This is a genomic window from Acrocarpospora catenulata, from assembly GCF_018476525.1.
GTDB lineage: Bacteria > Actinomycetota > Actinomycetes > Streptosporangiales > Streptosporangiaceae > Acrocarpospora > Acrocarpospora catenulata.
Window position 1 is genome coordinate 1 of the sequence record NZ_JAHCST010000027.1, and the last position, 25,323, is coordinate 25,323.

Genomic DNA, 25,323 nt, shown 5'->3' on the forward strand with positions numbered 1-25,323 from the left:
GGGAGGGCCGCGGGGAGGGTGGGGAATGGGGTTGGTTTGGGGGTGGGGTCGATAAAGTCGGGGGGTGCGGATTCTTCATGAGGCTGTTCTTAACTGGTATGCCGAGCACAATCGGGATTTGCCTTGGCGGCGGGCGGAGGCTACGCCGTGGGGGATTCTGGTGAGCGAGATCATGCTTCAGCAGACACCGGTGGTGCGGGTGCTCCCCGTTTGGGAGGAGTGGATGGAGCGATGGCCGGAGCCGGGGGCGCTGGCCAAGGAGGCTCCTGGGGAGGCTGTGCGGTATTGGGGGCGGCTGGGGTATCCGCGTAGGGCTTTGAATTTGCACGCGTGCGCCAGGGCTATTACAGAGCACTTTGGGGGGCTTGTTCCGGCGAGTTATGACGAGTTGCGGTCGCTGCCGGGGATTGGGGACTACACGGCGGCGGCGGTGGCGAGTTTCGCGTACGGCGGGCGGCATGCCGTACTGGATACGAATGTGCGGCGAGTCCTGGCGCGAGTGATGCGAGGCGAGGAGTATCCGCCGAAGGCGACGACGACACCGGAGCGGCGACTGGCCGAATCGCTCATTCCCCCGGTGGACGCCCCCCGCTGGGCGGTGGCGGTGATGGAACTGGGCGCCCTGATCTGCACGGCCCGCGCGCCACGTTGCGCCGACTGCCCGGTGGCCGCCCGCTGCGAATGGCTCCTGACCGGCAAGCCCGCCCACGACGGCCCACCCCGCAAGGGCCAGACGTACGCGGGAACCGACCGCCAATGCCGGGGTAGTCTGCTTGCGGTGCTCCGAGACGCCCCAGGCCCGGTCCCGAAGGCCGCCCTGGACGCCGCCTGGGCCGACGCCCCGCAACGGGAACGCGCCCTGGACGGCCTGCTCGAGGACGGCCTGGCCGAACTCCTCGACGACGGCAGCTACGCGTTACCGAGCTGAAACCCGGCGCGAAGATCCCGACCTGATCTCAATGGGACCGAAGGTGTTTCACGCCACCAAACGTAGTACTACACTTCGTAGAGTGAATTCGGCCGAGTCACACCAAGTGGATCACAAGTCGCCACGTCTACGGTGAGCTCGCTGCCGACGTCATCCTGGCGACGTACCGAACATCGCCTGCGGGGCTGACGCGTAGACCGGTGCCCGAGAGCAAGCTCGCCGTACCGGGCCGGATTCCCGGCACGGAAGGGACTCGTGTCCCATGCGACCAGGACAGGTCGTGTGGGCCAATAAGGGTCGGAGCTTGGAGGCATTCGATGCGGCTGCGCCACCACGACGGGACGGTCGTTCACCTGGCCTACAACGCGGGGGTCCACCCCGCCGAGGACCTGGAGAACCTGATCGCCCACCTGACCAGGTACGCCGTGCCCGTACGGCGCCGCCTTGGCGTGGAACGACTCGGCATCGGCCTATGGCTGGCGCCCCAGGTCGCCGACCACCTGATCGCCGACCGGATCGAACTGGTCCGGCTCCGCCGCTCACTGGAGGAGCGCGGCCTGGAAGTGGTCAGCCTGAACGGCACCGGCGGCCGCAACCAGGAGGCCCCCGGCCCCGACTGGGCCAAGCCCGAGCGCTACCGCTACACGATGGCCCTGGCCAAGATCCTCGCCTTCCTGCTCCCCGACGACGTCCGGTTCGGCAGCATCTCCACCATCCCCATCGGCTGGCGCCGCGACTGGCCGGCCGACCTGCACGCCATCGCCTCCCGCCGCCTGGAGCGCCTCTCCCGCGAACTGCGCGGCATCTACAGCGTCACCGGCAAGACGATCAGGGTCGGCTTCGAGCCGTGGCCCGGCTGCGTCCTGGAGACCACCGAGCAGGCCCTCCAGCGGGTCTGCGGCATCGACTCCGAGCACCTCGGCGTCTGCCTGGACGTCTGCCACCTGTCCTGCGGCCCCGAGGAGCCCGAGGCGGCCCTGCGCGGCCTCGCCCAGGCCGGCGCCCCCGTGGTCAAGCTCGGCCACGTCCACAACCACAGCCACGAAATCCCCAGCACCCAGCCCATCCTGCAGGACACCCTGACGGCCCTGCTCTCCGGCGCCGTCAACGGCTCCGCCCACATCGAGGTCGAGGCCCACGACTGGACCGCCCCCAAGTCCAGAGGCCCCGCCGCCCTGGTCGCCCGCCTCGCCGACGACCTCGACTGGACCCGCCAACACCTCACCGCCCTCGGCCTGAAACTGGCCGCGTGACCTCCTACCGGATGGCGGCGCTCGGCAGGGCGTCGTAGGCGGCCAGGACCTCCTCCGTCAAGACGGCGAACGACGCCGCGACGACATCGGGATCGTCGAGCACGCCCACCGCGCGCACCGCGAGACGGGCGAGCTCACCGTCGGGTTCACCGCCGTGCCGCCGCAAGATCGCCACCGCCTCAGTGGTCACCCCAGCCGCCAGCGGGTCATCACTGAGGCGCCGAAGATCACGGGCCAGCGGTTCCGCCTCAACGGCCCGGAGCAGGCGCAGCATGTCCAGTCCATCTTTGGGCTTGAGCCGATCCCGCTGGTCCAAGCGTTCCTTGACCTTGATGGCCTTCGCCACGAGCAGCGCGGCCACCCCGGCCACGCGGATCGTGAAGGTCCGCTCATCGGTTACGTCCAGCGCTTGTAGTTCATGATCACGGTTGTCCACAAGCGCCGGTTCCAGCCCGACGGTACGGCGGGCGACGCGATTTCCGTGTACGGGAAGCCGGGCACCTCGCCTGCCGCCCGAACCACTCAGCGCCTCCGGCACCATCAGGTCCACGGCGATATGGGACGTGCCGTGCCAGGTTCCTGGATTCGCACCGGGGACGAATCCCGCGCTGCGGAGAGCGGCCTCAAGAAGTGGCTCATCATGGAGAAGGTCGGGGGCGAGGGCGATGTCCGCATCCGTTGTGGTCGGTGCCACGGCCAGGTCGGCATCGCCGGTGTGCAGGTAGACCGCCTGAGCGCCGACTAACACCACCGCGTCACGATGAGGCCCGAGAGCCTCCAACACGTCCAGCAGGACCTGGCGCGCCAGCACGTATTCGGTGGGATTGGTGACGGTCATCGGTTCCATTCCGGGTCAGTGGTGGCCAGGAGTTCGATCAGTTGTGCGGCCTCTTCGGCTGATCTCCCGGGGCCGGTCAGCAAGTCGGCGATCGCCTGAGCCGGACTGACGTAGCGCAGCCGATCACGTGCCGTGGCGTTCTGGTGGACGACGTCGTCGAAGGGCTCGATGAGCAGGACGTTCGCACCGCGCTGGGTAGCACGCAGGCCAAGGTCCCGTTGTGCGGTGACGGCGTTGTCGACGTACAGGGCCAGGAGCGCCAGCGGCGCCACCGCGGCACGTTCGGGTGGCAGATAGGCCTGAAGCGCCGCACCCATCGTCAGGGAATAGCGGCCGGGGTAATCGCGCAGATCATGCAGAACTCGATCGACTCCCCGCGCGGCCAGTACAGGCACCGCGTGGTTCGACAGGGTGACCCCATAGTCCTCCACCCAGCGGCGCATCAGGGAACGCTTGCGGGTCGCGGTGATCGCCCCGCCTGGGTCGCGCTCCACCAGGCTCTCCCGGGCCAGCAGATCGAGCACCCGCGAACTGGTGGCCGCGCTGACCCCGGCGTCGCTCGCCAGCTCCCGTACCCCCCGGTATCCCTGCCCGTCCATGAGCGCGCGAACGATACGCGCGGCGGCCCGTCCACGGAGTGATCGCAACGGTCGATCGGGCGCCGGATAGGGGTTTCGATCAGCTCCGTGCCGATCTATGAAGATCAGCGGCTGCGGCAGTTGCAGACGCAGATTTCCGGCTGAATCAAACCACCCTGTGTGTTCCGCAGCGAGCAATTCGCGGACTCTGGGGGAAATGTAGGAGGCCACGATTACTCTGCCGCTCCGACGAAGCGTCTCGCCGGGCAGCCGCTCTTCGTAGGCCGACATCACCCGAAGCACCCTCGGAAGATCGCGCGGCTCCAGATGGCGTTTTATCGCGATATGGATGCGGCCACGCGCATTTTCCGCTGCCTCGATCTCGTAGACGGCGTCGATTCCGGTATCCGAACTCCACGCCGGTTCCGGCACGTGGGCAATCGTCCAGTCCGGGGGCAGCACCGAGCGCACCGCCTCTCCGAAGAGGTGTTCGAGTTCTGTTTCGCGAGGAGCCCCGTTCCGCGTCACGTGAAACAGTCTAATCTGTGGAACACCCCCGGTGGTGCTGATCAGAGAACACGCGAAAGCGCCCCTCCCCCAGCGGGGAAGGGCGCCTTCGTGGTTGTTCTCGGTTACTTCTTGATGGTTTCGACGATGGAAGCCGCCGAGTCCGGGACCGTGGGGGTCTTGTTCTCGCCGACGAAGGTGAAGACCGCTGCTTCGCCCTCGCCCTCGATGTCGACCTTGACGATCTGGCCGGGGCGGAGCTCGCCGTACAGGATCTTCTCGGAGAGGGAGTCCTCCAGCTCGCGCTGGATGGTACGGCGGAGCGGGCGGGCACCGAGCACCGGGTCGTAGCCGCGGTCGGCGAGGACCTGCTTGGCGGCCGGGGTGAGGTCCAGGCCCATGTCGCGGTCCTTGAGGCGGGCGTCCACCTGGGCCAGCATCAGGTCGACGATCTTGATGATCTCGCCCATGGTCAGCTGGTGGAAGACCACCGTGTCGTCGACGCGGTTGAGGAACTCGGGCCGGAAGTGCTGCTTCAGCTCCTCCTGGACCTTCGCCTTCATGCGGTCGTAGTTGCCCTCGACGTCGTTGTTCTTCGCGAACCCGACCCCGATGCCCTTGGAGATGTCCCGGGTGCCGAGGTTGGTGGTCATGATGATGACCGTGTTCTTGAAGTCCACCACCCGGCCCTGGGCGTCGGTCAGGCGACCGTCCTCCAGGATCTGCAGCAGCGAGTTGAAGATGTCCGGGTGGGCCTTCTCGATCTCGTCGAAGAGGACCACGGAGAACGGCTTGCGCCGCACCTTCTCGGTGAGCTGGCCACCCTCCTCGTACCCGACGTAGCCGGGCGGGGAGCCGAAGAGCCGGGAGACGGTGTGCTTCTCCATGAACTCCGACATGTCCAGCATGATCAGCGCGTCCTCGTCCCCGAACAGGAACTCGGCCAGCGCCTTGGAGAGCTCGGTCTTACCGACGCCGGACGGGCCGGCGAAGATGAACGAGCCACCGGGACGGCGCGGGTCCTTCAGCCCGGCCCGGGTGCGGCGGATCGAGCGGGACAGGCCCTTGATGGCGTCGTCCTGGCCGATGATCCGCTTGTGCAGCTCGTCCTCCATGCGGAGCAGGCGCTGCGACTCCTCCTCGGTCAGCTTGAAGACCGGGATGCCGGTGGCGGTGGCGAGCACCTCGGCGATGAGCTCCTCGGTGACCTCGGCCACGACGTCCATGTCGCCGGCCTTCCACTCCTTCTCCCGCCGCTCCCGCTTGATCTGGAGCTGCTTCTCCTGGTCGCGGAGGGCGGCCGCCTTCTCGAAGTCCTGCGCGTCTATCGCGGACTCCTTGTCCCGGCGGACGTTGGCGATCTTCTCGTCGTACTCGCGGAGGTCCGGCGGCGCGGTCATCCGGCGGATGCGCATCCGGGAGCCCGCCTCGTCGATCAGGTCGATCGCCTTGTCGGGCAGGAAGCGGTCGCTGATGTACCGGTCGGCCAGCTGGGCCGCGGCCACCAGGGCGCCGTCGGTGATGGAGACCCGGTGGTGCGCCTCGTACCGGTCGCGCAGACCCTTGAGGATCTCGATGGTGTGCGACAGCGACGGCTCGGCCACCTGGATGGGCTGGAACCGGCGCTCCAGCGCCGCGTCCTTCTCCAGGTGCTTGCGGTACTCGTCCAGCGTGGTGGCGCCGATGGTCTGCAGCTCGCCCCGGGCCAGCATCGGCTTGAGGATGCTGGCGGCGTCGATGGCGCCCTCCGCGGCGCCCGCGCCGACCAGGGTGTGCAGCTCGTCGATGAACAGGATGATGTCTCCGCGGGTGCGGATCTCCTTCAGCACCTTCTTCAGGCGCTCCTCGAAGTCACCCCGGTACCGCGAGCCGGCCACCAGCGCGCCGAGGTCGAGCGTGTAGAGCTGCTTGTCCTTGAGCGTCTCCGGCACCTCGCCCTTGACGATCTTCTGGGACAGCCCCTCCACCACGGCGGTCTTGCCGACGCCGGGCTCGCCCACCAGCACGGGGTTGTTCTTGGTACGGCGGGACAGCACCTGCATGACCCGCTCGATTTCCTTCTCCCGGCCGATCACCGGGTCCAGCTTGCCCTCCCGGGCGGCCTGGGTCAGGTTGCGGCCAAACTGGTCCAGCACAAGGGAGGTCGACGGCGCGGCCTCCTGCGGGCCACCCGCGGCGGCCGGCTCCTTGCCCTGGTAACCGTGGAGCAACTGGATGACCTGCTGCCGCACCCGGTTCAGGTCGGCGCCCAGCTTCACCAGCACCTGGGCAGCCACACCCTCACCCTCGCGGATGAGCCCGAGCAGGATGTGCTCGGTGCCGATGTAGTTGTGTCCCAGCTGCAAAGCCTCGCGGAGCGACAGCTCAAGGACCTTCTTGGCCCGCGGGGTGAACGGGATGTGCCCAGAAGGTGCCGACTGGCCCTGGCCGATGATCTCCTCGACCTGCTGGCGAACACCCTCAAGACTGATGCCCAGGCTCTCCAGAGCCTTGGCGGCAACGCCTTCACCTTCGTGGATCAAACCAAGAAGAATGTGCTCAGTACCGATGTAGTTGTGGTTGAGCATCCGGGCCTCTTCTTGGGCCAGGACGACAACCCGCCGCGCACGGTCGGTGAACCTTTCGAACATCTCGTCGCTCCTCACAGAGCGGTCAGGCGCGGCCGGGAGATCCGGCCGCGTCGTTCCGCATGCCAGCTCCGGCCCGGCGACCGCCTCTATGTAGCAAGACGTTCCCCGGGCGCAGGGCGTTCACCCTCCATCCAACTACCGATCGGGGGCGAGGTGTTCCCGATACGCCGCAAGCGAACGACGTTTATTACCTGATAACGCGATCGTGCGGCCATGCGGGCCGTCAGGGAAGATCCCCGGCGACCGCATAACCGCACGATCAAGAAGTGACCAGTGAGCGTCTTAGTGCGCTTGGTCGTAGGCCTCGACGATCGAGGCGGCAATCCGGCCGCGCTCGCTCACCGGGTGGTTGTTCGCCTTGGCCCAGGCGCGGATCTCCGCGCTCTTCTCCCGGGTCATGGCCCGCTGGGTCCCACCGCCACCACGACGACGGCCCCGAGTTGACCCTGTTTCGCCCTTACGGGCGCTGGAGACGAAAGGCGCCAGCGCTTCCCGCAGCTTCTTGGCGTTCGAGTCGCTCAGGTCAATCTCATAAGGCAGGCCGTCAATCGCGAAGGTGACCGTCTCATTGGCCTCGCCGCCATCGAGGTCGTCGATGAGAATCACCTGCGTGTGCTTGGCCATCCGGCAATCCTTTCACGAGCATAGTTTGATTCGTCTGCCAAACATATACCCAGTTACGCCGGATGACAATTCGAGCCAAGGCATTTCTCAGGGAAGGGTGGTCTTGTCCGAGGGGTTCTCGGCGGGTTCGCGTCTTCCGCGCAAGCCTGCCGCCTCTGAACGAACCAACTTAACCACCCCGTAGACCACTGCCGCGCCGACCAGAAGCGGTGGGATCAGGGCTGAGATTACCTCGGTCATTCGTCTTCACTCCTTGCCGGGAGGTTGCCGGACTGTTTCAACCGGATCGCCCGTGAAAATAGGGGTATCCGGCGCCTGATGGCCGTCCTGTGCAGCTGATCCATAGCCTGGCGCGGAGGACAAGTATCCACCAGGGTGGTCAGAATGCTTACCCGATAGAACAAAATCGTACCCAGGAATGGCGAGTGGGGTGGCCGGGAGCGGCCACCCCACTCATTGGAACACAGATCGGGCTACAGCTTCACCACGACGGTTCCGGCGACCTTGTCGTGAATCGCCTGCTGGAGCGGCTTGTCCCAGAGCGGCCAGAGCACGTTCACCAGGCTGAAGATGCCGGCGATCATGTTGAGGACGGTATTGAAGCCAAGAATCTGCGGGCCGTACAGCACCCCGATCCGCTTGATCAGCGTCTCGGTGTCGACGCCGCCCTGAAGGGGGGCGCCGAGCTTTACGATGCGGATCTTCATGACCTTCTTGCCGATTGTCTGCCCGTCCCGTGACACCAGGAAGAACTCGTACGCGCCGTACAGCAGGACGCTGATGATCGCGCTCAGCAGCAGGCCGGTGAAGGAAACGGTCTGGACTTGGGCCGAGACACCCAGCACGCTGACTGTCTCAGTCGTGCTGAAGGCGGACGCGATGATGCGGCCAATAATCAGGTACACGACCACGCCGAGGATAACGCCGTCGATCAGTCGTGCCACCAAACGCTGCCACCACTCCGCGAGCGGCGCGGGAACTCCGGGCGGAAGGGGCATGCCCATGGGGGCGTTGTAGGCGCCGGCAGGCGGGTATCCGTGCTGCGGCGGCGGCGGGTATCCGCCAGGCGGCGGGTATCCACCCGGAGGGGGAGCCGAGCCATACGGGTTCTGGCCGGGGGGAGGTTCCGGGTTCATTGCGTTGCCTCTCGTGACATCTATGAGGACCGGTGTTCTTGGTCCCATCGCACGGTAGCAGTAACCCGTTACGGCTTTTAGGGTGTTATTTCGGATGGAACGGCCCGAACACGCTGCGTGCACGAAACAGGGCCGATGGTCCGTTCCATCGGCCCCGTTCCGGATTTTCCTGAGGTCTATGTCACTACTTGACCTTGACGACCACCGTGTTCGCCACCTTGTCGAGAAGCGACTGCTGCAACGGCTTATCCCAGAGGGGCCAGAGCAACGCGGCCAGCCAGTAGAGGTAGACGAGCCACGGAAGAATGGTCTGAAGGCCGGGAATCCATGTCAACAACACCGGCCCGGCAAGAGCTCCCGAACGGCGCAGCGCGGTCTCATTGTCCAGCCCGCCCGCCAGTCCCTGCCCGACGCGCACCACCTTGATACCCATAACGATCTTGCCGAGGGTCTGGCCGCGCTGCTTCAGCAGAAGGAATTCGTAGCCGAACAGCGCCGCCGCGCCGAGCAGCGCGGGCACCAGGAAGGTGAGAATCGACGGCGAGCTGAGCTGGCCGGTCTCGAAGTCGAAGGTGGTGTTCCGCACCCAGATGGAAGCGGCGATCATGCCGATCACGAAGCTCAGCACGAAATAGAGCGCGCCGTCGATCAGCCGGGCCACCAGGCGCTGCCACCACTCCGCCAGCGGGGCGGGCGCGCCCGGCGGGACGGGGGCCGCGGCGTAGCCGGGGGCCGGAGCGCCCGGCTGCGGGTAACCGGCGTATCCGGGCTGCTGGCCGTAACCCGGCTGGGGCTGCTGCTGGTAGCCCTGACCGTAGCCCTGGCCATACCCCTGCTGGCCGTAGCCCTGCTGGGGCTGCTGGTAACCCTGCTGGCCGTAACCGGGCTGCTGGGGGTAGCCCGGCTGGGAGTAGCCCTGCTGCTGGGCGTGCTGCTGGTCCTGGCCATAACCGGGTTGCTGGGCGTAGCCCTGCTGCTCATAACCCTGCTGCTGCTGAGCGTAGCCCTGCTGCTCGTAACCCTGTTGCTGGCCGTAACCCGGCTGGGAGTAGCCCTGTTGCTGGGAGTAGCCCTGCTGCTGGCCGTAACCCTGGCCATAGCCTTGCTGCTGCTCGTATCCCTGCTGCTGCCCGTACGGCTGCTGGCCGTAGCCCTGCTGGCCGTACCCCTGCTGCTGGCCGTATCCCTGGGCCTGGGGCTGGGACTGGCCGTAGCCCTGACCGTACGGCTGCTGCTGGCCATAGCCGGGCTGCGGCTGTTGCGGCTGTTGCGGGTAGCCCTGCCCGTAGGGGTTGGTCCCCTGCTGCTGCCCGTACGCCCCGGAGCCCTGCTGCCCGTACACCGGCTGCTGGCCGGTGCCGGAGGGGTTGCGGCTCACGATGGTGACGTCGGGGTCGAAGTTCTGCTGGTCGCCCTCTTGGCTCTGATCGGATGGCGGCGGTGCGTTGCCGGCCTTGTCGTCCTGCGGGTACGGCGGCTCAGGATTGCTCACCGTGTCACCTCACTTCGGGTTCGAGCGTGGGCACGACACGCACGCTTGACAATCCCCAAAGTATCGATAGCCGGATTAACAGTCACCTTTCCCCCCCGTTATGGCGGGAGTCAACCCGCGGCCCGAGGTGCAGCAGCATGCGGGTGTTGCCCAGGGTGTTGGGCTTGACGTGTTCCAGGTCGAGGAACTCGGCGACACCTTCGTCGTAGGAGGCGAGCAGCTCCGCGTACACCTCGGGGGAGACCGGGGTGCCGTTGATCGGGACGAAGCCGTGCCTGGCGAAGAAGGCCACCTCGAAGGTGAGGCAGAAGACCCGGCGCACGCCGAGCTCGCGGGCGGTGTCCAGCAGTGCGGCCACCAGGCGGTGGCCCAGGCCCTGACCGCGGACGGACGGGTCCACCGCGACGGTCCGGATCTCCGCCAGGTCCTCCCAGAGCACGTGGAGCGCGCCGCAGCCGACCACCACGCCGTCCACCTCGGCGACCCAGAACTCCTGCACGTCCTCGTAGAGGGTGACCGTGGACTTGGTGAGCAGCCGCCGCTCGGCGCCGGAGTAGGCGTCGACGAAACGCCGGATGATGCGGACGTCCGCCGTGCGCGCGCGACGCACCACCGCCGAAGGCCGGACGGCTTCCTCGACGGCCGGCGCCACCTGTTCCATGTCCCCGAGAGTAGCGGCGGATCGCAGGGCAGGCACGGCGGGCCGAGTATCGGCCGTGCCCAAACCCTATACACAAGGTCACGGAATAACGATGAGTAAGGGCGTGGTGACAATTCGCGCACTCTCTGGCGTACCTGGGGCTTTCGATCGCCCCAACCACATCAAAGGGAACTAATCGCAGGACATTCTTGGTGGTCACGTGACCTTTTCGTGATCGTTCGGTTGTCGAACCTAGACGGATTTCTCAGTTCTGGTTGAGCACGAACCTGACGTGCACTAATGTCCAGCGCGGATTGTCGGCCTCCCGAACCCGTCGGCTGATCCGGTAGGCGGCTCTGGAGAGGAGATCGGTTGCGCAGTCGTGGCAGGCATACCCGCGGCCCTCGAAGACCCCGGGTGCTCAGCAGGATCGTGTTCGTCGGCGCCGCGCTGACCATGATCACCATCGGCGCCCCGGTCGTCTCGGCCACCGCCGACCCTGAGCCCACGCTGAAGGAGCTCACCAAGGAGGTCGAGGACCTCTACGTCGAGATCGAGACCGTCACCGAGGAGTACAACGGGGAGAAGGTCCGGCTCAAGGAGGCCCAGCGCTCCGCCGAGCTGGCCAAGACCACGCTCGCCAAGAGCGAGGCCGAGCTGGCCGGCCTGCGGGAGAAAGCCGGCCTCTTCGCGCAGAACTCCTACATGACCGGCGGCGCCAACGGCTTCGGCCTGATGAACGCCGCCGACCCGGACACCTACCTGGACGTCGCCGCCACCACGTACGCGCTGCAGCTGCAGAGCGGCGAGGAGGTGCTTCAGGTGGAGAAGGCCATGGAGACCGCCCAGCGGGCCCGGGAGGGGGCCAAGGCGCGGCAGGACGAGGTGGCCAAGCTGCTCAAGAGCCTGGACGCCCGGACCGACAAGATCCGCAGACTGGTCAAGAAGACCGAGAGCTCCCTCTACCGCCAGGTGGCCGGCCAGGTCCGCCGTCCCTCCCGTCTTGACCTGCCCGTGGTCGGGGACGGCAAGGCCGCCCAGGCCGTACGGTGGGCGCTCACCCAGCAGCTCAAGCCGTACGTGTGGGGGGCCGAAGGGCCCAACTCCTACGACTGCTCCGGCCTGGTGATGGCCGCCTACCAGCGGGTCGGCATCAGCCTGCCGCACTACACCGGCGACCAGTGGACGGCCGGCACCCACGTGAGCAAGGAGGACCTGCGCCCGGGCGACCTGGTCTTCTTCTACAACGACCTGCACCACGTTGGCCTCTACATCGGCGGCGGCTACATGGTGCACGCGCCGCAGACCGGCGACGTCGTCCGGGTGGCGACGATCGCGACCCGCCCGTTCGCGGGAGCCGTCCGGATCGCGGACTGACGACCGGTCACCGGCACAGCCCGTAAACGAGCACGCGGACCGCTCCAGAAGCGGTCCGCGGTTGTTCGCACCCGATCAGATGAGGCGGCGGCGGGCCGCCCAGGCGACCGCCTCGATCGCGGTCGCCACTCCGATCCGATCGCAGATACCGCGGAGCCGCCGCCGGACCGTACGCCCGCTCACGTCGAGCCTGCGTCCCACCCGGTCCACCGTGACTCCCTTCGCCAGCTCCGCGAGGAGCAGTAGTTCGTCATCGGTCAGACCGGCACGCTCCATATCCAACTCTTTTCGGCCAACCTCTGTTCGGCCAACCTCTACGCGGCCAACCTCACTGCGGGCAACCACCTCGGAAAACGACATCGTGAGCCCCTCTCCCACGACGAATGATTTCGCCACCCTTGGGGACGGTAAACGCCGTCGTGAAAGGTCGTCAAGGAGGGTCATTGACAGGGCAACCATTAGGTGTAGTGCGTGTCCCCCACCGCTGACCTGCCCAGACGACCGGCCCGGGGGCTGTCTCCCGGGCCGGGAAATCTCTCAGAAAACCCTCAGAAATTAGGCCGCACCAGCGGGAAGAGGATGGTCTCCCGGATGTTCCTTCCGGTGAAGGCCATGATCATCCGGTCGATGCCGACCCCGACGCCGCCGGTGGGGGGCATGGCGTACTCCAGCGCCGCCAGGAAGTCCTCGTCCAGCTGCATGGCCTCCAGGTCGCCCCCGGCGGCCAGCAGCGACTGCTCGGTGAGCCGCCGCCGCTGCTCGATCGGGTCGATCAGCTCCGAGTACGCGGTGCCCAGCTCGGTGCCGAAACCGATCAGGTCCCACTTCTCGGTCAGCAGCGGGTTCTCCCGGTGCTGCCGGGTCAGCGGCGAGGTCTCCACCGGGTAGTCCATGACGAAGGTGGGCTGGATCAGCGTGTGCTCGACCAGCGCCTCGAAGATCTCCTGGACCAGCTTGCCCGCGCCCCACTTCGGGTCCCAGTGGATCTCCCGCTGGTCGGCGTACTTGCGGAGCCGCTCCAGCGGGGTCTCGGTGGTGACCTCCTCGCCCAGCGCCGCGGAGACCGAGCCGTACAGCGTGATCCGCGGCCACTCGGCCAGGCCGAGATCCACCTCGTGCTCGCCGTGCCGGACCACCGTGGTGCCCAGGGCGGCCACCACGGCCCGCTGGTACATCCGCTGGGTCAGGTCGGCCATGCCGTGGTAGTCGAGGTAGGTCCCGTACGCCTCCAGCATGGTGAACTCGGGGTTGTGGGTGGCGTCGGCGCCCTCGTTGCGGAAGTTGCGGTTCATCTCGAAGACCTTCTCGATGCCGCCGACCACCAGCCGCTTGAGGTAGAGCTCGATCGCGATCCGCAGGTAGAGCTCCATGCCGTAGGCGTTGATGTGGGTCTTGAAGGGCCGGGCCGTCGCGCCGCCGTGGATCGGCTGGAGCATCGGGGTCTCGACCTCCAGGTAGCCCTCCTCGTGCCAGAAGTCGCGGACCGCGCGCACGGTGTCGCTGCGCACATGGGCCAGCCGCCTGGCCTCGTCGTTGACGATCAGATCCACGTACCGGAGCCGGACCCGGGCCTCCGGGTCGCTCAGGCCGGCGTGCTTCTCCGGCAGCGGGCGCAGGCACTTGGAGGTGATCTGCCAGCTCTCGGCCATGATGGACAGCTCGCCCCGGCGGGAGGTGATCACCTCGCCCTCGACGCCGACGTGGTCGCCGAGGTCCACGTCGCGCTTCCAGGCGGCCAGTGACTCCTCGCCCAGCCGGTCCAGGGACAGCATGATCTGCAGGTCGCCGGAGCCGTCCCGGATGGTGGCGAAGCAGAGTTTGCCGCCGATCCGGGAGAGCATCACCCGGCCGGCCACACCGACGCGGTCGCCGGTGGCCGCACCGGGCTCCAGGTCGGCGTATTTCTCCCGGATCTCCGCGTTGGTCGCGGTGCGCGGAAAGGTCACGGGATAGGGATCGACGCCCTCGGCGCGCAGCCGGTCCAGCTTCTCCCGCCGGACCCGCATCTGCTCCGGAAGCTCGTTCAGGTCTTCGCTCACCCGGTAAAGGCTACCGAGTCGCGGCGAGCGGAATTGCAAGCGTTGTGCTAGCGACGGTCAGGGCGGGTGAAAGGGCGTGCGCGTATCTATGTATCACCACCCCGAAGGAGCCCTGATAACAATGAAGCGCCTCATATTCGCCCTGGTGACCGGCTTCGTGGCCGCCGCCCTCGCCCTCCCCGCCACCGCCGCCAGCGCCATGCCCGCCAACGAGTGGGGTCCCTACTACTCCGCCAACGACCTCGCCCGGGTCAAGGGCACCATCGACATCAGCTGGAACCAGCACCAGACCGTGAACACCGTGCACGTGACCGGCCAGCTCTGGGACGACGACGCGCGGTACTACAAGCACGGCGGCAAGTGCGCGTACGTGAAGTTCCAGGTCACCAACCTGTACAGCCACAAGTGGTACACCACCAAGACCTACAAGCACTGTGGCGCCGGCACCTTCAAGCACTTCGAGTTCTGGAAGAAGAGCGTGAGCAGCCTGCGCTTCAAGGTCTGCCAGTACAACCCGTACAACAAGAAGGTCTCGTACTGCGGTGACTGGAACTACCTGTACACCGCCGAGAACGAGTGATCCGCACAGCTCGAGGGCCCGTCTCCCATCCGGGGGCGGGCTCTCACGTCGTGTTGCGGGCGTAGATCAGACGCAGGCCGATCAGGGTCAGCCAGGGCTCGTGCTCGTCGATGGTGCGGGCCTCGCTGACCACCAGGGGCGCGCCCGGGCCGGTGGCCACCACGGTCACGTCGGCCGGGTCGTCGGCCAGTTCGGCGGTCATCCGGTCCACGATGCCGTCCACCAGGCCGGCGAAGCCGTAGATGATGCCGGACTGGAGGGCCTCGACGGTGTTCTTGGCGATCACCGAGCGGGGGCGGATGAGCTCCACCTTGTGCAGCTGGGCCCCGGCCGCGGCCAGCGCGTCCACCGAGATCTCCAGGCCGGGGGCGGTCACCGCGCCGATGTACTCGCCCCGGGCGGAGACCGCGTCGAAGGAGGTGGCGGTGCCGAAGTCGACGATCACGCAGGGCCCGCCGTACAGGGTGGTGGCGGCCAGCGCGTTGACGATGCGGTCGCTGCCGACCTCCTTGGGGTTGTCCATGCGGACCGGCACGCCGGTGCGCACGCCGGGCTCGACGACCACCGTGGTGACGTCGCCGTAGTACCGGCGGGACATCTCACGCATCTCATTCAGCACCGATGGAACGGTCGAACAGATGGCCACGCCCCCAATATCCGCATTTTTCAGGATGGGCGACTGGGAGAGCAGGCCCTGGAGGACGACGGCGATCTCATCGGCGGTCCGGCGGGGGTCGGTGGCGATCCGCCAGTGTTCAAGGACTTCCTCACCCTCGAACAGGCCAAGCACCGTGTGGGTGTTGCTGACGTCGATGGTGAGCAGCATTCCCTGATTATGCACTACGAAGATCCAGAGCAATATCGAGCGCAGGGGCCGAATGTGTCAGTCCGCCCACGGCGAGGTAATCCACCCCCGTGGCGGCGACCTCGGCCGCGTCGGCCAGGGTGAGGCCGCCGCTGGACTCCAGCCGGGCCCGCCCGCCCACCAGCCGGACCGCCTCGGCCAGCTCGGCCACGGTGAAGTTGTCCAGCAGGATCTCCTCGGCGCCCTCGGCCAGCACCGGCTCGATCTGGTCGATCCGGTCCACCTCCACCTCGATGGGCAGCTCCGGGTACGCCTCCCGGACCGCCCGGAAGGCCGCCGCCACGCCCCCGGCGGCCACCACGTGGTTGTCCTTGATCAGGGCGGCGTCGTACAGGCCGATCCGGTGGTTGACGCCGCCGCCGCAGCGCACCGCGTACTTCTCCAGGGCGCGCAGGCCGGGGATGGTCTTGCGGGTGTCCCTGATCCGGGCGCCGGTGCCGGCCACCGCGTCCACCCAGGCGCGGGTGCGGGTGGCGATGCCGGACAGGTGGGTGAGGAAGTTGAGCGCGGTCCGCTCCATGGTGAGCATCGCCCGGGTGTGGCCGCGCACGGTCAGCAGCACGTCCCCGGCCCGCACCCGGTCGCCGTCCCTGGCCACCCGCGCCACCTCCAGACCGGCCTGCCGGAAGACCAGCTCGGCCACCGGCAACCCGGCCACCACGCCGTCCTTCCTGACCACCACGTCGGCGGCGCACTCCTGCCCGGACGGGATGGTGGCGGCCGAGGTGACGTCCTCGCCCTCGGCCAGGTCCTCGCGCAGGGCCGCGGCGATCAGCTCGAGGACCTCCCGGGGGTCGAGCCCGGCGGCGGTCAGTTCCTCGGCGTGGTGGTCGGCGGTGGTCATGGCGAGTTCCCCGTTCTCGGTCAGGGTCACGTCGATGTGACTGAGCCAGCGGCTGTCCCGGCGCGGGAAGTCCTCCCGCCAGTGGGCGCCCCTGGTCTCCTCGCGGAGCGCGGCGGCGGCGGTGAGCGCGGTGGCCACCGTGTGCAGGTTGGTGGTCTCCCAGGATTCGGTGCAGGGCTCGACCGCGACCGGGGTCCAGCGGAAGTTCTCCAGGGCCCGGCTCACCTCGGCGAGGGAGTCGCGGCTGCGCAGCACGCCCGCGCCGCGGCTCATGAAGGTCTGCACGCGGGTTCTGGTCCGGGGGTCGATGAGGCCGGTGGGGCGCTCGTCGTCGATTTCGCCGGGTGTGGGGCGGGCCTCGATCAGGTCGGAGGCGATGCGCTCGGCGAAGACCAGGCCCTCCAGCAGGGAGTTGGAGGCCAGGCGGTTGGCGCCGTGCACGCCGGTGCAGGCCACCTCGCCGCAGGCGTACAGGCCGGGCACGGAGGTACGGCCCCGCAGGTCGGTGCGGACGCCGCCACTGGCGTAGTGCGCGGCGGGGGCGACCGGGATGGGCTCGGTGACCGGGTCGATGCCGTGTTCCCGGCAGACCGCCAGGATGGTGGGGAACCGGGACCGCCACTTGGCCTCGCCGAAGGCGGTGGCGTCCAGGTGGACGTGGTCGGCGCCGGTCTCGGCCATCCGGCGCATGATGGCCTTGGCCACCACGTCGCGGGGGGCCAGGTCGGCCAGCTCGTGCACGCCGGTCATGAAACGTTCCCCGGTGGCGTCGACCAGGACGGCGCCCTCGCCGCGTACCGCCTCGGAGACCAGCGGCTGCTGGCCGGTCGAGCCTTCGCCCAGCCAGAGCACGGTGGGGTGGAACTGGACGAACTCGATGTCCCTGACGGTCGCCCCGGCGCGCAGCGCCAGCGCGACCCCGTCCCCGGTGGAGACCAGTGGGTTGGTGGTGGCCGCGTAGATCTGGCCCATGCCGCCGCTGGCCAGCACCACCGCCCCGGCGCGTACGGCGCCGACGCCGTCCCTGGCGCCCTCGCCCATCACGTGCAGGGTCACCCCGCGGGCGGCCCCGGTGGCGTCCTTGATCAGGTCCAGGACCAGGGCGTGTTCGATGATCTCGATGCCCGGCTGCCGCTGGGCCGCCTCGACCAGGGCCCGCTGAACCTCGGCGCCGGTGGCGTCGCCGCCCGCGTGCACGATGCGGTTGCGCCGGTGGCCGCCCTCCCGGGTCAGCTGGAGCTCCCCGTCGGCGTCCCTGTCGAACTCCGCGCCGTGCTCCATCAGGCGCTTCAGCGCGTCCGGCCCCTCGGTGACCAGGACCCGGACGGCCTCCTCGTCGCAGAGCCCGGCTCCGGCCAGCAGGGTGTCGCGCAGGTGCTCGCCGGGGGTGTCCTCGGGGTCGAGCACGGCGGCGATGCCGCCCTGGGCCCACTGGGTGGAGCCGGCCGCGAGCACGTCCTTGGTGACGACCAGGACCCGGCCTTCGGGGGCGAGTTCGGTGTAGCGGAGCGCGACGGTGAGGCCGGCGATGCCGGAACCGACCACGACGACGTCGGCCGTCACCGTCCAGCCGGGGTCGGGTGCGGTCAGCCTGCTGGGTATCCGGGTCATCGCGAGCCCCTTTCGTCAATATGACGATAACGCCTGGGCGCACGTTTCCCGTCCCCGGGTGGCCAGATCGCCGTCAGCCCAGGTCAAGCACCATATTGTCGATGAGCCGGGTGGTCCCGACCTTGGCGGCCACGGCCAGCACCGCCTGCCTCCGGTAGCCCTCCCCCACGTCGGTGAACGAGGCGGGGTCCACCAGCGCCAGGTAGTCGAGCAGCAGCGGCGGATCCAGCCGGGCCGCCTCCTCCAGCACCGCCCTGGCGGCCTGCCTGATCCGCGCCGGCTCCCGCTGTACGGCTCCCGCCCGCAACGCCCGGGACAGCTCCAGCGCGGTGACCCGCTCCCTGGCCGACAGGTACCGGTTCCGGCTGGACAGCGCCAGCCCGTCCGGCTCCCGGACCGTCGGGGCCGCCACGATCTCGACCGGCACGTCCAGGTCGGCCACCATGCGCCGGATCAACGCCAACTGCTGGGCGTCCTTCTGGCCGAAGATCGCCAGGTCCGGCTGGACCAGGTTGAAGAGCTTCAGCACCACGGTGAGGACCCCGTCGAAATGGCCGGGCCGAAACGCCCCCTCGACCACCGTGCCCATGGCGCCGGCCGAGACCGCCACCTGCCGGTCCGGCAGGTACATGTCGGCGGCGGACGGGGCGAAGACCGCCCGGACCCCCTCCTGCTCGCAGACCGCCAGGTCGGCGTCGAAGGTCCGGGGATAGCGGGAGAAGTCCTCGTTCGGGCCGAACTGGAGGGGGTTGACGAAGATGCTCACCACCACGTGCTCGGCACGCTCCCCGGCCAGCCGGATCAGCGACCGGTGGCCCTCGTGCAGCGCCCCCATGGTCGGCACCAGCGCGTACCGGCCAGGACCGGCGACCTCCCTGGCCTTGCGCAGCTCGGCGCGGTTCCCGGCGACGATCAGGTCCATATGTTCCCTCCCAGCGCGTCCAGCAGGAGCTCGGCCGCCTCCGGTTTGAGCAGCCCGGCGGCCAGCGCCCGGTCGGCGGTCAGCCTGGCCAGCGCGATGTAGGCGTCGGCGGCCTCCGGCGCGGCCAGGATCAGCGCGTCCACATGCTTACGCACCGTCCCGGCGTCGCCCCGGACCACCGGTCCGGTGAGGCCGTTGATGCCGAGCCTGAGCACGTTGTCCAGCGCGGCGCCGAGCAGCGGCCCGAGCATGCGGCCCGGGTGCTCCACCCCGATTCTGGCCAGCAGGTCCTGCGACTCGGCGATCAGGGTGACCATGTGGTTGGCGGCCCCGGCGATGGCCGCGTGGTAGAGCGCGCGGTCGGCCTCGGCGATCCAGACCGGCTCGCCGCCCATCTCGATCACCAGCGCCTCGGCCACCGGGCGCAGCCCGTCCGGCGCGGTCACCCCGAACGAGCAGCCGGTGAGCCGGTTGAGGTCGTCGGGGCGGCCGGTGAAGGTCATCACCGGGTGGAGCGCCAGCGGGACGGCCCCCGCCGCCACCGCCGGGGCCAGCACGCCCAGACCGTACGCCCCGCTGGCGTGTACCAGGAGCTTGCCGCGCAGGTCCGCGCCGGTGGCGGCGAGCCCGGCGACCAGGCCGGGGAGCACGTCGTCCGGCACGGTGAGCAGGACCAGTTCGGCCCGTCTGATCACGTCGTCGGGCCGGGACAGCGCCACTCCCAACGTTTCGCTCGCCCGCCGCTCGGACGCGTCGGAGACCCCACTGGCCGCCACCACCCGGTGGCCCGCCTGCGCCAGTGCGGCCCCGAGCACGGAACCGACCCGGCCGGCGCCGAGCACCCCCACGGCCAACCGTGCGGGGCGATCGCTTGTGTCCATGCCGTCCTCCCGATCGCCAGCGTAACGGGGGGAGATGAAGAAGCACGGAAGGGAGCGGGCAAGCTGGGTTAGGGCTTGATCACTTTCCTGTCGCGTTATTGTCGCGGGCGCTGTCTGTAACGGCGTACCGTGCCCGCCGGGGGAGCGGGCCGGGACGCCGCTCCACGGTACCGCAAAGAATGCGCATGGCGTGGTCAACCCGCTACTCCTCGTGTCGCGATAAGGTCAGCCGTTGTGTGGCTCAGCTGGCGGGAGGCGATGGCCAGGGCGCTCTACGGCGCCGGCGGCTTCTACCGGCGCGAGCGCCCGCACCGGCACTTCCGGACCTCGGTCCACGTCTCGCCCGCGTTCGGCGCGGGGGTGACCCGGCTGCTGGCGCGGGTCGACCGGCGGCTCGGCGGCCCGGCCGTGCTCGACTTCGTGGACATGGGCGCGGGGGACGGCAGACTCGCCGCCCAGGTGCTGGCGGGCGCGCCGCCGGAACTGGCGGGGCGGCTCCGGGTGACCGCCGTGGACCTGTCGGACCGGCCGCGGGACCTGGACGGGCGGATCCGGTGGGCGGCGGCCGTCCCGCCGGGGGTGACGGGGCTGATCTTCGCCAACGAGTGGCTGGACAACGTGCCGCTGGACGTGGCGCGCGGGTCCCGGCTGGTGCTGGTGGACCCGGCGACCGGGGCCGAGCGGGACGGCGGGCCGCCGTCGGAGCGGGACCGGGAGTGGCTCGCCCGCTGGTGGCCGGGCGGGGAACGGGCCGAGATCGGATGGCCGCGCGACGACGCCTGGGCGGAGCTGGTCGCCGCGCTGGAGCGGGGCATGGCGGTGGCCGTGGACTACTCGCACACCCGGCAGACCAGGCCGCCGCTCGGCACGCTGACCGGCTACCGGGACGGCCAGCAGGTCGCCCCGGTGCCGGACGGCTCCCGCGACCTGACCGCGCACGTCGCGCTGGACGCCTGCGCCGCCGCCGGCGAGCGGGCCGGAGCCGCGGAAACCGTGCTCACCACCCAGCGCGAAGCCCTACGTGAGCTGGGCGTACGCGGCGCCCGCCCCCCGCTGGAACAGGCCCGCACCGACCCGGCGGGCTACCTGCGCGCGCTCAGCCTGGCCACGGCGGAGGCCGAGCTGATCGACGCCACGGGCCTGGGCGCATTCGGCTGGCTGACCCAGATACGGTAAACGTCGTGGAAATCGAACAGACTTCACTGCCGGGGATCGGACTCAAACACGAGTTCACCACCCACACCGGCCGCCGTATCGGCGTCGTCTCACACCGGACCGGGCGCCGGGACCTGATCATCTACGACAAGTATGACCAGGACAGCGCCTGCGAGAACATCCACCTCAACGACGACGAGGCGGACGCACTGGTGGAACTGCTCGGGGCGCCGCGCATCGTGCAGCGCCTCAACGCCCTGCACCGCGAGGTGGAGGGCCTGGTCAGCCTGCAGCTCCCGATCACGCCGCGCTCGCCGTACGACGGGCGCACCCTCGGCGACGCCCGGGTCCGCACCAGGACCGGCGCCTCGGTGGTGGCCGTGGTCCGGGCCGGGCAGGTCCACGCCAGTCCAACACCGGACTTCCGCTTCCTGGCCGGGGATGTGGTGGTCGTGGTGGGAGACGAGGAGAACACCGCCGCCGTAGCCGACATACTGACCGACGGATAGGCCGCCGCGTGCCCGCTCTCCTCGCCGTAAGCGCGTCCTCGGATTCGGTCGCGATCCTTTTCCTCGAACTAGGCGGAGTCATCCTCGGCCTCGGTGTGCTCGGCGCACTGGCACTGCGCGTCGGCATCTCTCCCATTCCCCTCTACCTGATCGCCGGTCTCGCCTTCGGCACGGGCGGCATCTTGCCGCTGGCCACCAGTGAGAACTTCATCGAAGTCGGCGCCGAGCTGGGCGTCATCCTGCTGCTGCTGACTCTCGGCCTGGAGTACAACGCCGACGAACTGGTGACCAGCCTCAAGAGCAACGCCCCGGGCGGCCTGGTCGACCTGGTGCTCAACGCCGCGCCGGGCGCGATCGCCGCGCTGTTGCTCGGCTGGGGGCCGGTCGCGGCCGTGGCCATGGCCGGGGTGACCTACGCCACCTCCTCCGGCATCACCGCCAAGGTCCTGTCCGACCTGGGGTGGATCGGTAACCGCGAGACCCCGGTGGTGCTCTCGCTGCTGGTCTTCGAGGACCTGACCATGGCCCTCTACCTGCCCATCCTGACCGCGCTGCTGGCCGGGGCCGGGCTGGTGACCGGCTCGATCACGGTGGCCATCGCGCTGGGCACGGTGACCGTGGTCCTGGTGATCGCGCTGCGCTTCGGCAACTGGATCGAGAAGTTCGTGGCCAGCCCCAACTCCGAGGTGCTGCTGCTGAAGGTGATCGGCCTGGCCCTGCTGGTGGCCGGCATCGCCCAGCAGCTCCAGGTCTCGGCGGCGGTCGGGGCGTTCCTGGTGGGCATCGCCCTGTCCGGGGAGCTGGCGCACGAGACGCGGGCGCTGCTGATGCCGATCAGGGACCTGTTCGCGGCGGTGTTCTTCGTCTTCTTCGGCCTGCAGACCGACCCGACGAAGATCCTCCCGGTGGCCGGCCTGGCCGCGCTGCTCGCCCTGGCCAGCATGATCACCAAGCTGCTCACCGGCGCGTACGCGGCCCGCCGGGCCGGGATCGCCAAGGCCGGGCGCATCCGGGCCGGTATCGCGCTCGTCCCCCGCGGTGAGTTCAACATCGTCATCGCCGGGCTGGCGGTGGCCGCCGGCGTGCACCCGGACCTGGGCCCGCTGGCCGCCGGCTACGTGCTGATCCTGGCCGCCTTCGGGCCGCTGGCGGCGCGGGGCATCCAGCCGCTGGTGAACGCCATCGCGCTGCGCAAGCAGAGCAGCCCGGTGCCGTCGGAGCGGGGCATCTCCGAAACGGGGTATCCCTAGACCGACACCTGCAGCGACTCCAGGCCGCGGATCACGTAACCGGGCTTCCAGGTGGGCTCCTCGACCAGTTCCAGGTCCAGGTCGAGGAGCGCGCCGAAGGACTCGGCGAGCTCCACCCGGGCCAGCGGCGCGCCCAGGCAGAAGTGGATGCCCGCGCCGAAGGAGATGTGCGGGTTGTCGGCCCGGCCCACGTCCAGCCGGTCCGGTTCCGCGAACGCCTCAGGGTCCCGGTTGGCCGAGCCGAAGAGCAGGGCGACCTCGACGCCGCGCGGGATGCGCACCCCGCCGACCTCGATGTCCTCAAGCACCCAGCGCTCGAACATCTGGAGCGGGGTGTCGTAGCGCATCAGCTCCTCGATCGCCGCGGGCAGCAGCGAGCGGTCGGCGCGGAGCCTGGCGAGCTCGCCGGGGTTGCGGAAGAGCGACCACCAGCCGTTGCCGGTGACGTTGACGGTGGCCTCGTGCCCGGCGTTGAGCAGCAGCACACAGGTGCCGATCAGCTCGTCCTCGGTCAGCTCGACCCGGGTGAGCGCGCTGATCAGGTCGTCCCCGGGGTTCTCCCGGCGCAGGCGGCTGAGTTCGCGCAGGTAGTCGGCGAACTCCTTGGCGGCCCTGACCGCCGTGTGCTGGGCCTCCAGGGTGGGGTTGAGCTCGTACATGCCGCAGATGTCGGCCGACCAGGGCCGGAGCAGGGGGCGGTCGGTCTCGGGCACGCCGAGCATCTCGGCGATGACGGTGACCGGCAGCGGCTCGGCCACCTCGGCGATCAGGTCGCCGCCGCCGCGTTCGGCCAGGCCGCGGGCGAGTTCGGCGGCCATCGCGGCGATCCTGGGGCGGAGCGACTCCACCATCCGGGGCGTGAACGCCTTGGAGACCTGGCGGCGCAGATGGGTGTGGACCGGGGGTTCCACGTCCAGCATGCCCGCCCTGACCACCCGCCAGAACGGTTCCTGGAAGTCCGGCTCCGCTTCCCTGCCGAACTCCTCGTGGCCGGCCACGTGCAGGTAGGACCGGCCCAGCCTGCGGTCCCTGAGCAGCGCGTTGACGTCCTCGTGGCGGGCGATCAGCCACTGTCCTGTGGGCTCGAAGAAGCTGACGGGGCGCTGGTCGCGGAGCTCCCGGTACGCCGCGTAGGGGTGGGCCACGAACTCGGGATTCCAAGGATCAAACTGCACAAAACACATGCTAGAGGGCGGGATGGGTGCTGTATCCGGCGTATCCTGCCGAGAATTTCGTCGCAACGGTGGGCTATAGTCTCGACTCAGGTCATGAGTGCCAGCGCACAGCCCCGGCTTGCTGGCCGGCAACCCTCCGTCCGTGGCGGGGTGCCCCGGGTGAGGACCGGGTCCGGCGCGGGGTGCGCCGGGCAAGCGCGGACTCCTGAGGGGGTCCCATGACCCCAGGAGGCGTCCCATGTCCGCCACGCTCACTCTCGGCCTGCCCGCCGTCGTCGGCTCCGATCTTCAGGCGCCGTTGCGGGACGGGCGGCTGGTGCCGTACGCGAACCTCGACTACGCGGCGAGCGCGCCCTGTCTGGAGACGGTCAGGGACGCGGTGGCCGCCGCCCTGCCCGCCTACTCCAGCGTGCACCGGGGGGCCGGATACGCCTCCCAGGTCACCACCTGCCGCTACGAGCGGGCCAGGCAGACCGTGGGCGCGTTCGCCGGCGCCAGGACCGACGACGCGGTGCTCTTCGTGCGCAACACCACCGACGCGATGAACCTGCTGGCCAGGAGCCTGCCCGAGGGCACCACCGTGATCGTCTTCGACACCGAACACCACGCCACCCTGCTGCCCTGGCCCTCCCCCGTACGGCTGACGCCCCCCGCCCTGCCCGGCGAGGCCATCCGGGCCGCCGACGAGGCGCTGGCCGGCGTCGAGGGACCCGCGCTGCTGGTGGTCACCGCGGCCTCCAACGTGACCGGGGAGCTCTGGCCGATCGCCGGTCTGGCCCACGTCGCGCACCGGCACGGGGCCAGGATCGCGGTGGACGCGGCGCAGCTGGCCCCGCACCGGCCGCTCAACGTGGCCGCGCTCGACCTGGACTACGTGGCCTTCTCCGGGCACAAGCTCTACGCGCCCTTCGGAGCGGGCGTGCTGATCGGGCGGCCGGACTGGCTGACCGCGGCGGAGCCGTACCTGAAGGGCGGCGGGGCGGTGCGCGCGGTCGGCGAGACGGCGGAGTGGAGCGCGGACCCGCAGGCCAGGCACGAGGCGGGCACCCCCAACGTGCTGGGCGCGATCGCGCTGGCGGCGGCCTGCGAGACGCTCGCCGCCACCGGCTGGGCGGCGCTGATCCGCGAGGAGGAACGCCTGCTCGGCCGCCTGCGGGCGGGGCTGGCCGCCCTCCCCCGGGTGCGCGAGCTGGCACTCTGGCCGGGCGACCATCCCCGGGTGGGCATCGTCTCCTTCACCGTCGAGGGGCGGACCGCCCGGGAGGTGGCCGAGATTCTCGCCGGCGAGCACGGCATCGGCGTCCGGGACGGGAAGTTCTGCGCCCATCCGTTCGTCCGGCACCTGCTCGGGGTCGAGGACGGCGGCTGTGAAGACGGCACCGCGAGCGCGGTCCGGGCCTCGATCGGCCTGGGCAGCACCGAGGAGCACGTCGACCGGCTGCTGGCCGCCCTGCGCGCGCTTTGACGCATCGTGGCGTCGTGGCAGCAT

22 protein-coding genes and 1 riboswitch are annotated in these 25,323 nt (G+C 69.4%); of the genes, 8 read left to right on the forward strand and 14 right to left on the reverse strand.

The features are described from left to right. Positions 1–160 precede the first annotated feature (160 nt). On the forward strand, positions 161–928 hold the full coding sequence (locus KIP79_RS25330; protein WP_308169884.1) for an HhH-GPD family protein: 768 nt from the start codon (positions 161–163) through the stop codon (positions 926–928). A 317-nt stretch (positions 929–1,245) separates the two neighbouring features. After that, the gene (locus KIP79_RS25335; protein WP_214107413.1) at positions 1,246–2,181 is read left to right on the forward strand and encodes a sugar phosphate isomerase/epimerase family protein; all 936 of its coding nucleotides are present in this window, start codon (positions 1,246–1,248) and stop codon (positions 2,179–2,181) included. Between the two features lie 4 nt (positions 2,182–2,185). Here KIP79_RS25335 and KIP79_RS25340 read toward each other — a convergent pair whose 3' ends face one another. From KIP79_RS25340 to KIP79_RS25370, 7 genes are all read right to left on the reverse strand, one after another. After that, positions 2,186–3,019 (reverse strand): hypothetical protein, encoded by an 834-nt coding sequence (locus tag KIP79_RS25340; protein ID WP_214107414.1) that lies wholly within the window; start codon positions 3,017–3,019, stop codon positions 2,186–2,188. Beyond that, positions 3,016–4,125 (reverse strand): hypothetical protein, encoded by a 1,110-nt coding sequence (locus KIP79_RS25345; RefSeq protein ID WP_214107415.1) that lies wholly within the window; start codon positions 4,123–4,125, stop codon positions 3,016–3,018. The genes KIP79_RS25340 and KIP79_RS25345 overlap by 4 nt, the downstream gene beginning before the upstream one ends. A gap of 104 nt (positions 4,126–4,229) precedes the next feature. Next, entirely contained in the window at positions 4,230–6,734 is a 2,505-nt protein-coding gene (locus KIP79_RS25350) for an ATP-dependent Clp protease ATP-binding subunit (RefSeq protein WP_214107416.1), read from the reverse strand. Positions 6,735–7,016: 282 nt separating this feature from the next. Then, positions 7,017–7,358, reverse strand: coding sequence for a histone-like nucleoid-structuring protein Lsr2 (locus KIP79_RS25355; protein WP_214107417.1), 342 nt, complete (start codon positions 7,356–7,358; stop codon positions 7,017–7,019). Between the two features lie 473 nt (positions 7,359–7,831). Then, the gene (locus KIP79_RS25360) at positions 7,832–8,362 is read right to left on the reverse strand and encodes an RDD family protein (RefSeq protein WP_214107418.1); all 531 of its coding nucleotides are present in this window, start codon (positions 8,360–8,362) and stop codon (positions 7,832–7,834) included. Between the two features lie 316 nt (positions 8,363–8,678). Then, the gene (locus KIP79_RS49640; protein WP_214107419.1) at positions 8,679–9,986 is read right to left on the reverse strand and encodes an RDD family protein; all 1,308 of its coding nucleotides are present in this window, start codon (positions 9,984–9,986) and stop codon (positions 8,679–8,681) included. Positions 9,987–10,068: 82 nt separating this feature from the next. Next, positions 10,069–10,647 (reverse strand): amino-acid N-acetyltransferase, encoded by a 579-nt coding sequence (locus KIP79_RS25370; RefSeq protein WP_214107420.1) that lies wholly within the window; start codon positions 10,645–10,647, stop codon positions 10,069–10,071. Between the two features lie 396 nt (positions 10,648–11,043). Here KIP79_RS25370 and KIP79_RS25375 point away from each other — a divergent pair, with 396 nt between their 5' ends. Then, positions 11,044–12,003 carry a C40 family peptidase gene (locus tag KIP79_RS25375; RefSeq protein ID WP_308169885.1) on the forward strand — a complete coding sequence of 320 codons (960 nt, stop codon included), beginning with the start codon at positions 11,044–11,046 and terminating at the stop codon, positions 12,001–12,003. A gap of 75 nt (positions 12,004–12,078) precedes the next feature. Here KIP79_RS25375 and KIP79_RS25380 read toward each other — a convergent pair whose 3' ends face one another. Together KIP79_RS25380 and lysX are read right to left on the reverse strand one after the other, a co-directional pair. After that, positions 12,079–12,279 (reverse strand): LuxR C-terminal-related transcriptional regulator, encoded by a 201-nt coding sequence (locus KIP79_RS25380; RefSeq protein WP_155354495.1) that lies wholly within the window; start codon positions 12,277–12,279, stop codon positions 12,079–12,081. Between the two features lie 272 nt (positions 12,280–12,551). Beyond that, on the reverse strand, positions 12,552–14,009 hold the full coding sequence (gene lysX / locus KIP79_RS25385; protein WP_250213816.1) for a bifunctional lysylphosphatidylglycerol synthetase/lysine--tRNA ligase LysX: 1,458 nt from the start codon (positions 14,007–14,009) through the stop codon (positions 12,552–12,554). A gap of 154 nt (positions 14,010–14,163) precedes the next feature. On the opposite strand from lysX, the gene KIP79_RS25390 reads away from it, so the two are divergent. Further along, a complete protein-coding gene (locus tag KIP79_RS25390; RefSeq protein ID WP_214107422.1) occupies positions 14,164–14,622 on the forward strand; it encodes a hypothetical protein in 459 nt (152 codons plus the stop codon). 43 nt (positions 14,623–14,665) lie between these two features. On the opposite strand, the gene KIP79_RS25395 is transcribed toward KIP79_RS25390, so the two are convergent. The 4 genes from KIP79_RS25395 to KIP79_RS25410 form a co-directional block, all read right to left on the reverse strand. Then, positions 14,666–15,448, reverse strand: a complete 783-nt coding sequence (locus KIP79_RS25395; RefSeq protein WP_214107423.1) for a type III pantothenate kinase — start codon at positions 15,446–15,448, stop codon at positions 14,666–14,668. Between the two features lie 7 nt (positions 15,449–15,455). Further along, positions 15,456–17,942 carry an L-aspartate oxidase gene (locus tag KIP79_RS25400; protein ID WP_214107424.1) on the reverse strand — a complete coding sequence of 829 codons (2,487 nt, stop codon included), beginning with the start codon at positions 17,940–17,942 and terminating at the stop codon, positions 15,456–15,458. A 73-nt stretch (positions 17,943–18,015) separates the two neighbouring features. Beyond that, complete coding sequence (gene panC / locus KIP79_RS25405) at positions 18,016–18,864, reverse strand: pantoate--beta-alanine ligase (protein WP_214107425.1); 849 nt, start codon at positions 18,862–18,864, stop codon at positions 18,016–18,018. Then, complete coding sequence (locus KIP79_RS25410; protein WP_214107426.1) at positions 18,855–19,745, reverse strand: Rossmann-like and DUF2520 domain-containing protein; 891 nt, start codon at positions 19,743–19,745, stop codon at positions 18,855–18,857. Before KIP79_RS25410 ends, panC begins: the two co-directional genes overlap by 10 nt. 234 nt (positions 19,746–19,979) lie before the next feature. Between KIP79_RS25410 and KIP79_RS25415 the strand changes: the two genes are divergently transcribed. Genes KIP79_RS25415 through KIP79_RS25425 form a run of 3 tightly spaced genes read left to right on the forward strand, consistent with a single transcriptional unit; the run spans position 19,980 to position 22,659 of the window. After that, complete coding sequence (locus KIP79_RS25415; RefSeq protein ID WP_214107427.1) at positions 19,980–20,921, forward strand: SAM-dependent methyltransferase; 942 nt, start codon at positions 19,980–19,982, stop codon at positions 20,919–20,921. Positions 20,922–20,926: 5 nt separating this feature from the next. Beyond that, positions 20,927–21,409, forward strand: a complete 483-nt coding sequence (locus KIP79_RS25420) for a cation:proton antiporter regulatory subunit (protein WP_214107428.1) — start codon at positions 20,927–20,929, stop codon at positions 21,407–21,409. A gap of 8 nt (positions 21,410–21,417) precedes the next feature. Then, positions 21,418–22,659, forward strand: coding sequence for a cation:proton antiporter (locus tag KIP79_RS25425; protein ID WP_214107429.1), 1,242 nt, complete (start codon positions 21,418–21,420; stop codon positions 22,657–22,659). Here the strand turns inward: KIP79_RS25425 and KIP79_RS25430 are convergent. Beyond that, positions 22,656–23,843, reverse strand: a complete 1,188-nt coding sequence (locus KIP79_RS25430; RefSeq protein WP_250213810.1) for a cytochrome P450 — start codon at positions 23,841–23,843, stop codon at positions 22,656–22,658. The two genes, KIP79_RS25425 and KIP79_RS25430, sit on opposite strands and share 4 nt — an antisense overlap. Positions 23,844–23,923: 80 nt before the next feature. Beyond that, a riboswitch (SAM riboswitch) is annotated at positions 23,924–24,038 on the forward strand. Between the two features lie 34 nt (positions 24,039–24,072). On the opposite strand from KIP79_RS25430, the gene KIP79_RS25435 reads away from it, so the two are divergent. Further along, positions 24,073–25,299 carry an aminotransferase class V-fold PLP-dependent enzyme gene (locus KIP79_RS25435; protein ID WP_214107431.1) on the forward strand — a complete coding sequence of 409 codons (1,227 nt, stop codon included), beginning with the start codon at positions 24,073–24,075 and terminating at the stop codon, positions 25,297–25,299. The last annotated feature ends 24 nt before the right edge of the window (positions 25,300–25,323 follow it).

Excerpts from the sequence above, each read along its gene's own strand:
- KIP79_RS25335 (WP_214107413.1), top strand. The coding sequence starts at position 1,246 with ATGCGGCTGCGCCACCACGACGGGACGGTCGTTCACCTGGCCTACAAC.
- KIP79_RS25340 (WP_214107414.1), bottom strand. The coding sequence starts at position 3,019 with ATGACCGTCACCAATCCCACCGAATACGTGCTGGCGCGCCAGGTCCTG.
- KIP79_RS25350 (WP_214107416.1), bottom strand. The coding sequence starts at position 6,734 with ATGTTCGAAAGGTTCACCGACCGTGCGCGGCGGGTTGTCGTCCTGGCC.
- KIP79_RS25355 (WP_214107417.1), bottom strand. The coding sequence starts at position 7,358 with ATGGCCAAGCACACGCAGGTGATTCTCATCGACGACCTCGATGGCGGC.
- KIP79_RS25360 (WP_214107418.1), bottom strand. The coding sequence starts at position 8,362 with ATGGGCATGCCCCTTCCGCCCGGAGTTCCCGCGCCGCTCGCGGAGTGG.
- KIP79_RS25370 (WP_214107420.1), bottom strand. The coding sequence starts at position 10,647 with ATGGAACAGGTGGCGCCGGCCGTCGAGGAAGCCGTCCGGCCTTCGGCG.
- KIP79_RS25380 (WP_155354495.1), bottom strand. The coding sequence starts at position 12,279 with ATGGAGCGTGCCGGTCTGACCGATGACGAACTACTGCTCCTCGCGGAG.
- lysX (WP_250213816.1), bottom strand. The coding sequence starts at position 14,009 with ATGCGGGTCCGGCGGGAGAAGCTGGACCGGCTGCGCGCCGAGGGCGTC.
- KIP79_RS25390 (WP_214107422.1), top strand. The coding sequence starts at position 14,164 with ATGAAGCGCCTCATATTCGCCCTGGTGACCGGCTTCGTGGCCGCCGCC.
- KIP79_RS25395 (WP_214107423.1), bottom strand. The coding sequence starts at position 15,448 with ATGCTGCTCACCATCGACGTCAGCAACACCCACACGGTGCTTGGCCTG.
- KIP79_RS25400 (WP_214107424.1), bottom strand. The coding sequence starts at position 17,942 with ATGACCCGGATACCCAGCAGGCTGACCGCACCCGACCCCGGCTGGACG.
- panC (WP_214107425.1), bottom strand. The coding sequence starts at position 18,864 with ATGGACCTGATCGTCGCCGGGAACCGCGCCGAGCTGCGCAAGGCCAGG.
- KIP79_RS25410 (WP_214107426.1), bottom strand. The coding sequence starts at position 19,745 with ATGGACACAAGCGATCGCCCCGCACGGTTGGCCGTGGGGGTGCTCGGC.
- KIP79_RS25430 (WP_250213810.1), bottom strand. The coding sequence starts at position 23,843 with ATGTGTTTTGTGCAGTTTGATCCTTGGAATCCCGAGTTCGTGGCCCAC.
- KIP79_RS25435 (WP_214107431.1), top strand. The coding sequence starts at position 24,073 with ATGTCCGCCACGCTCACTCTCGGCCTGCCCGCCGTCGTCGGCTCCGAT.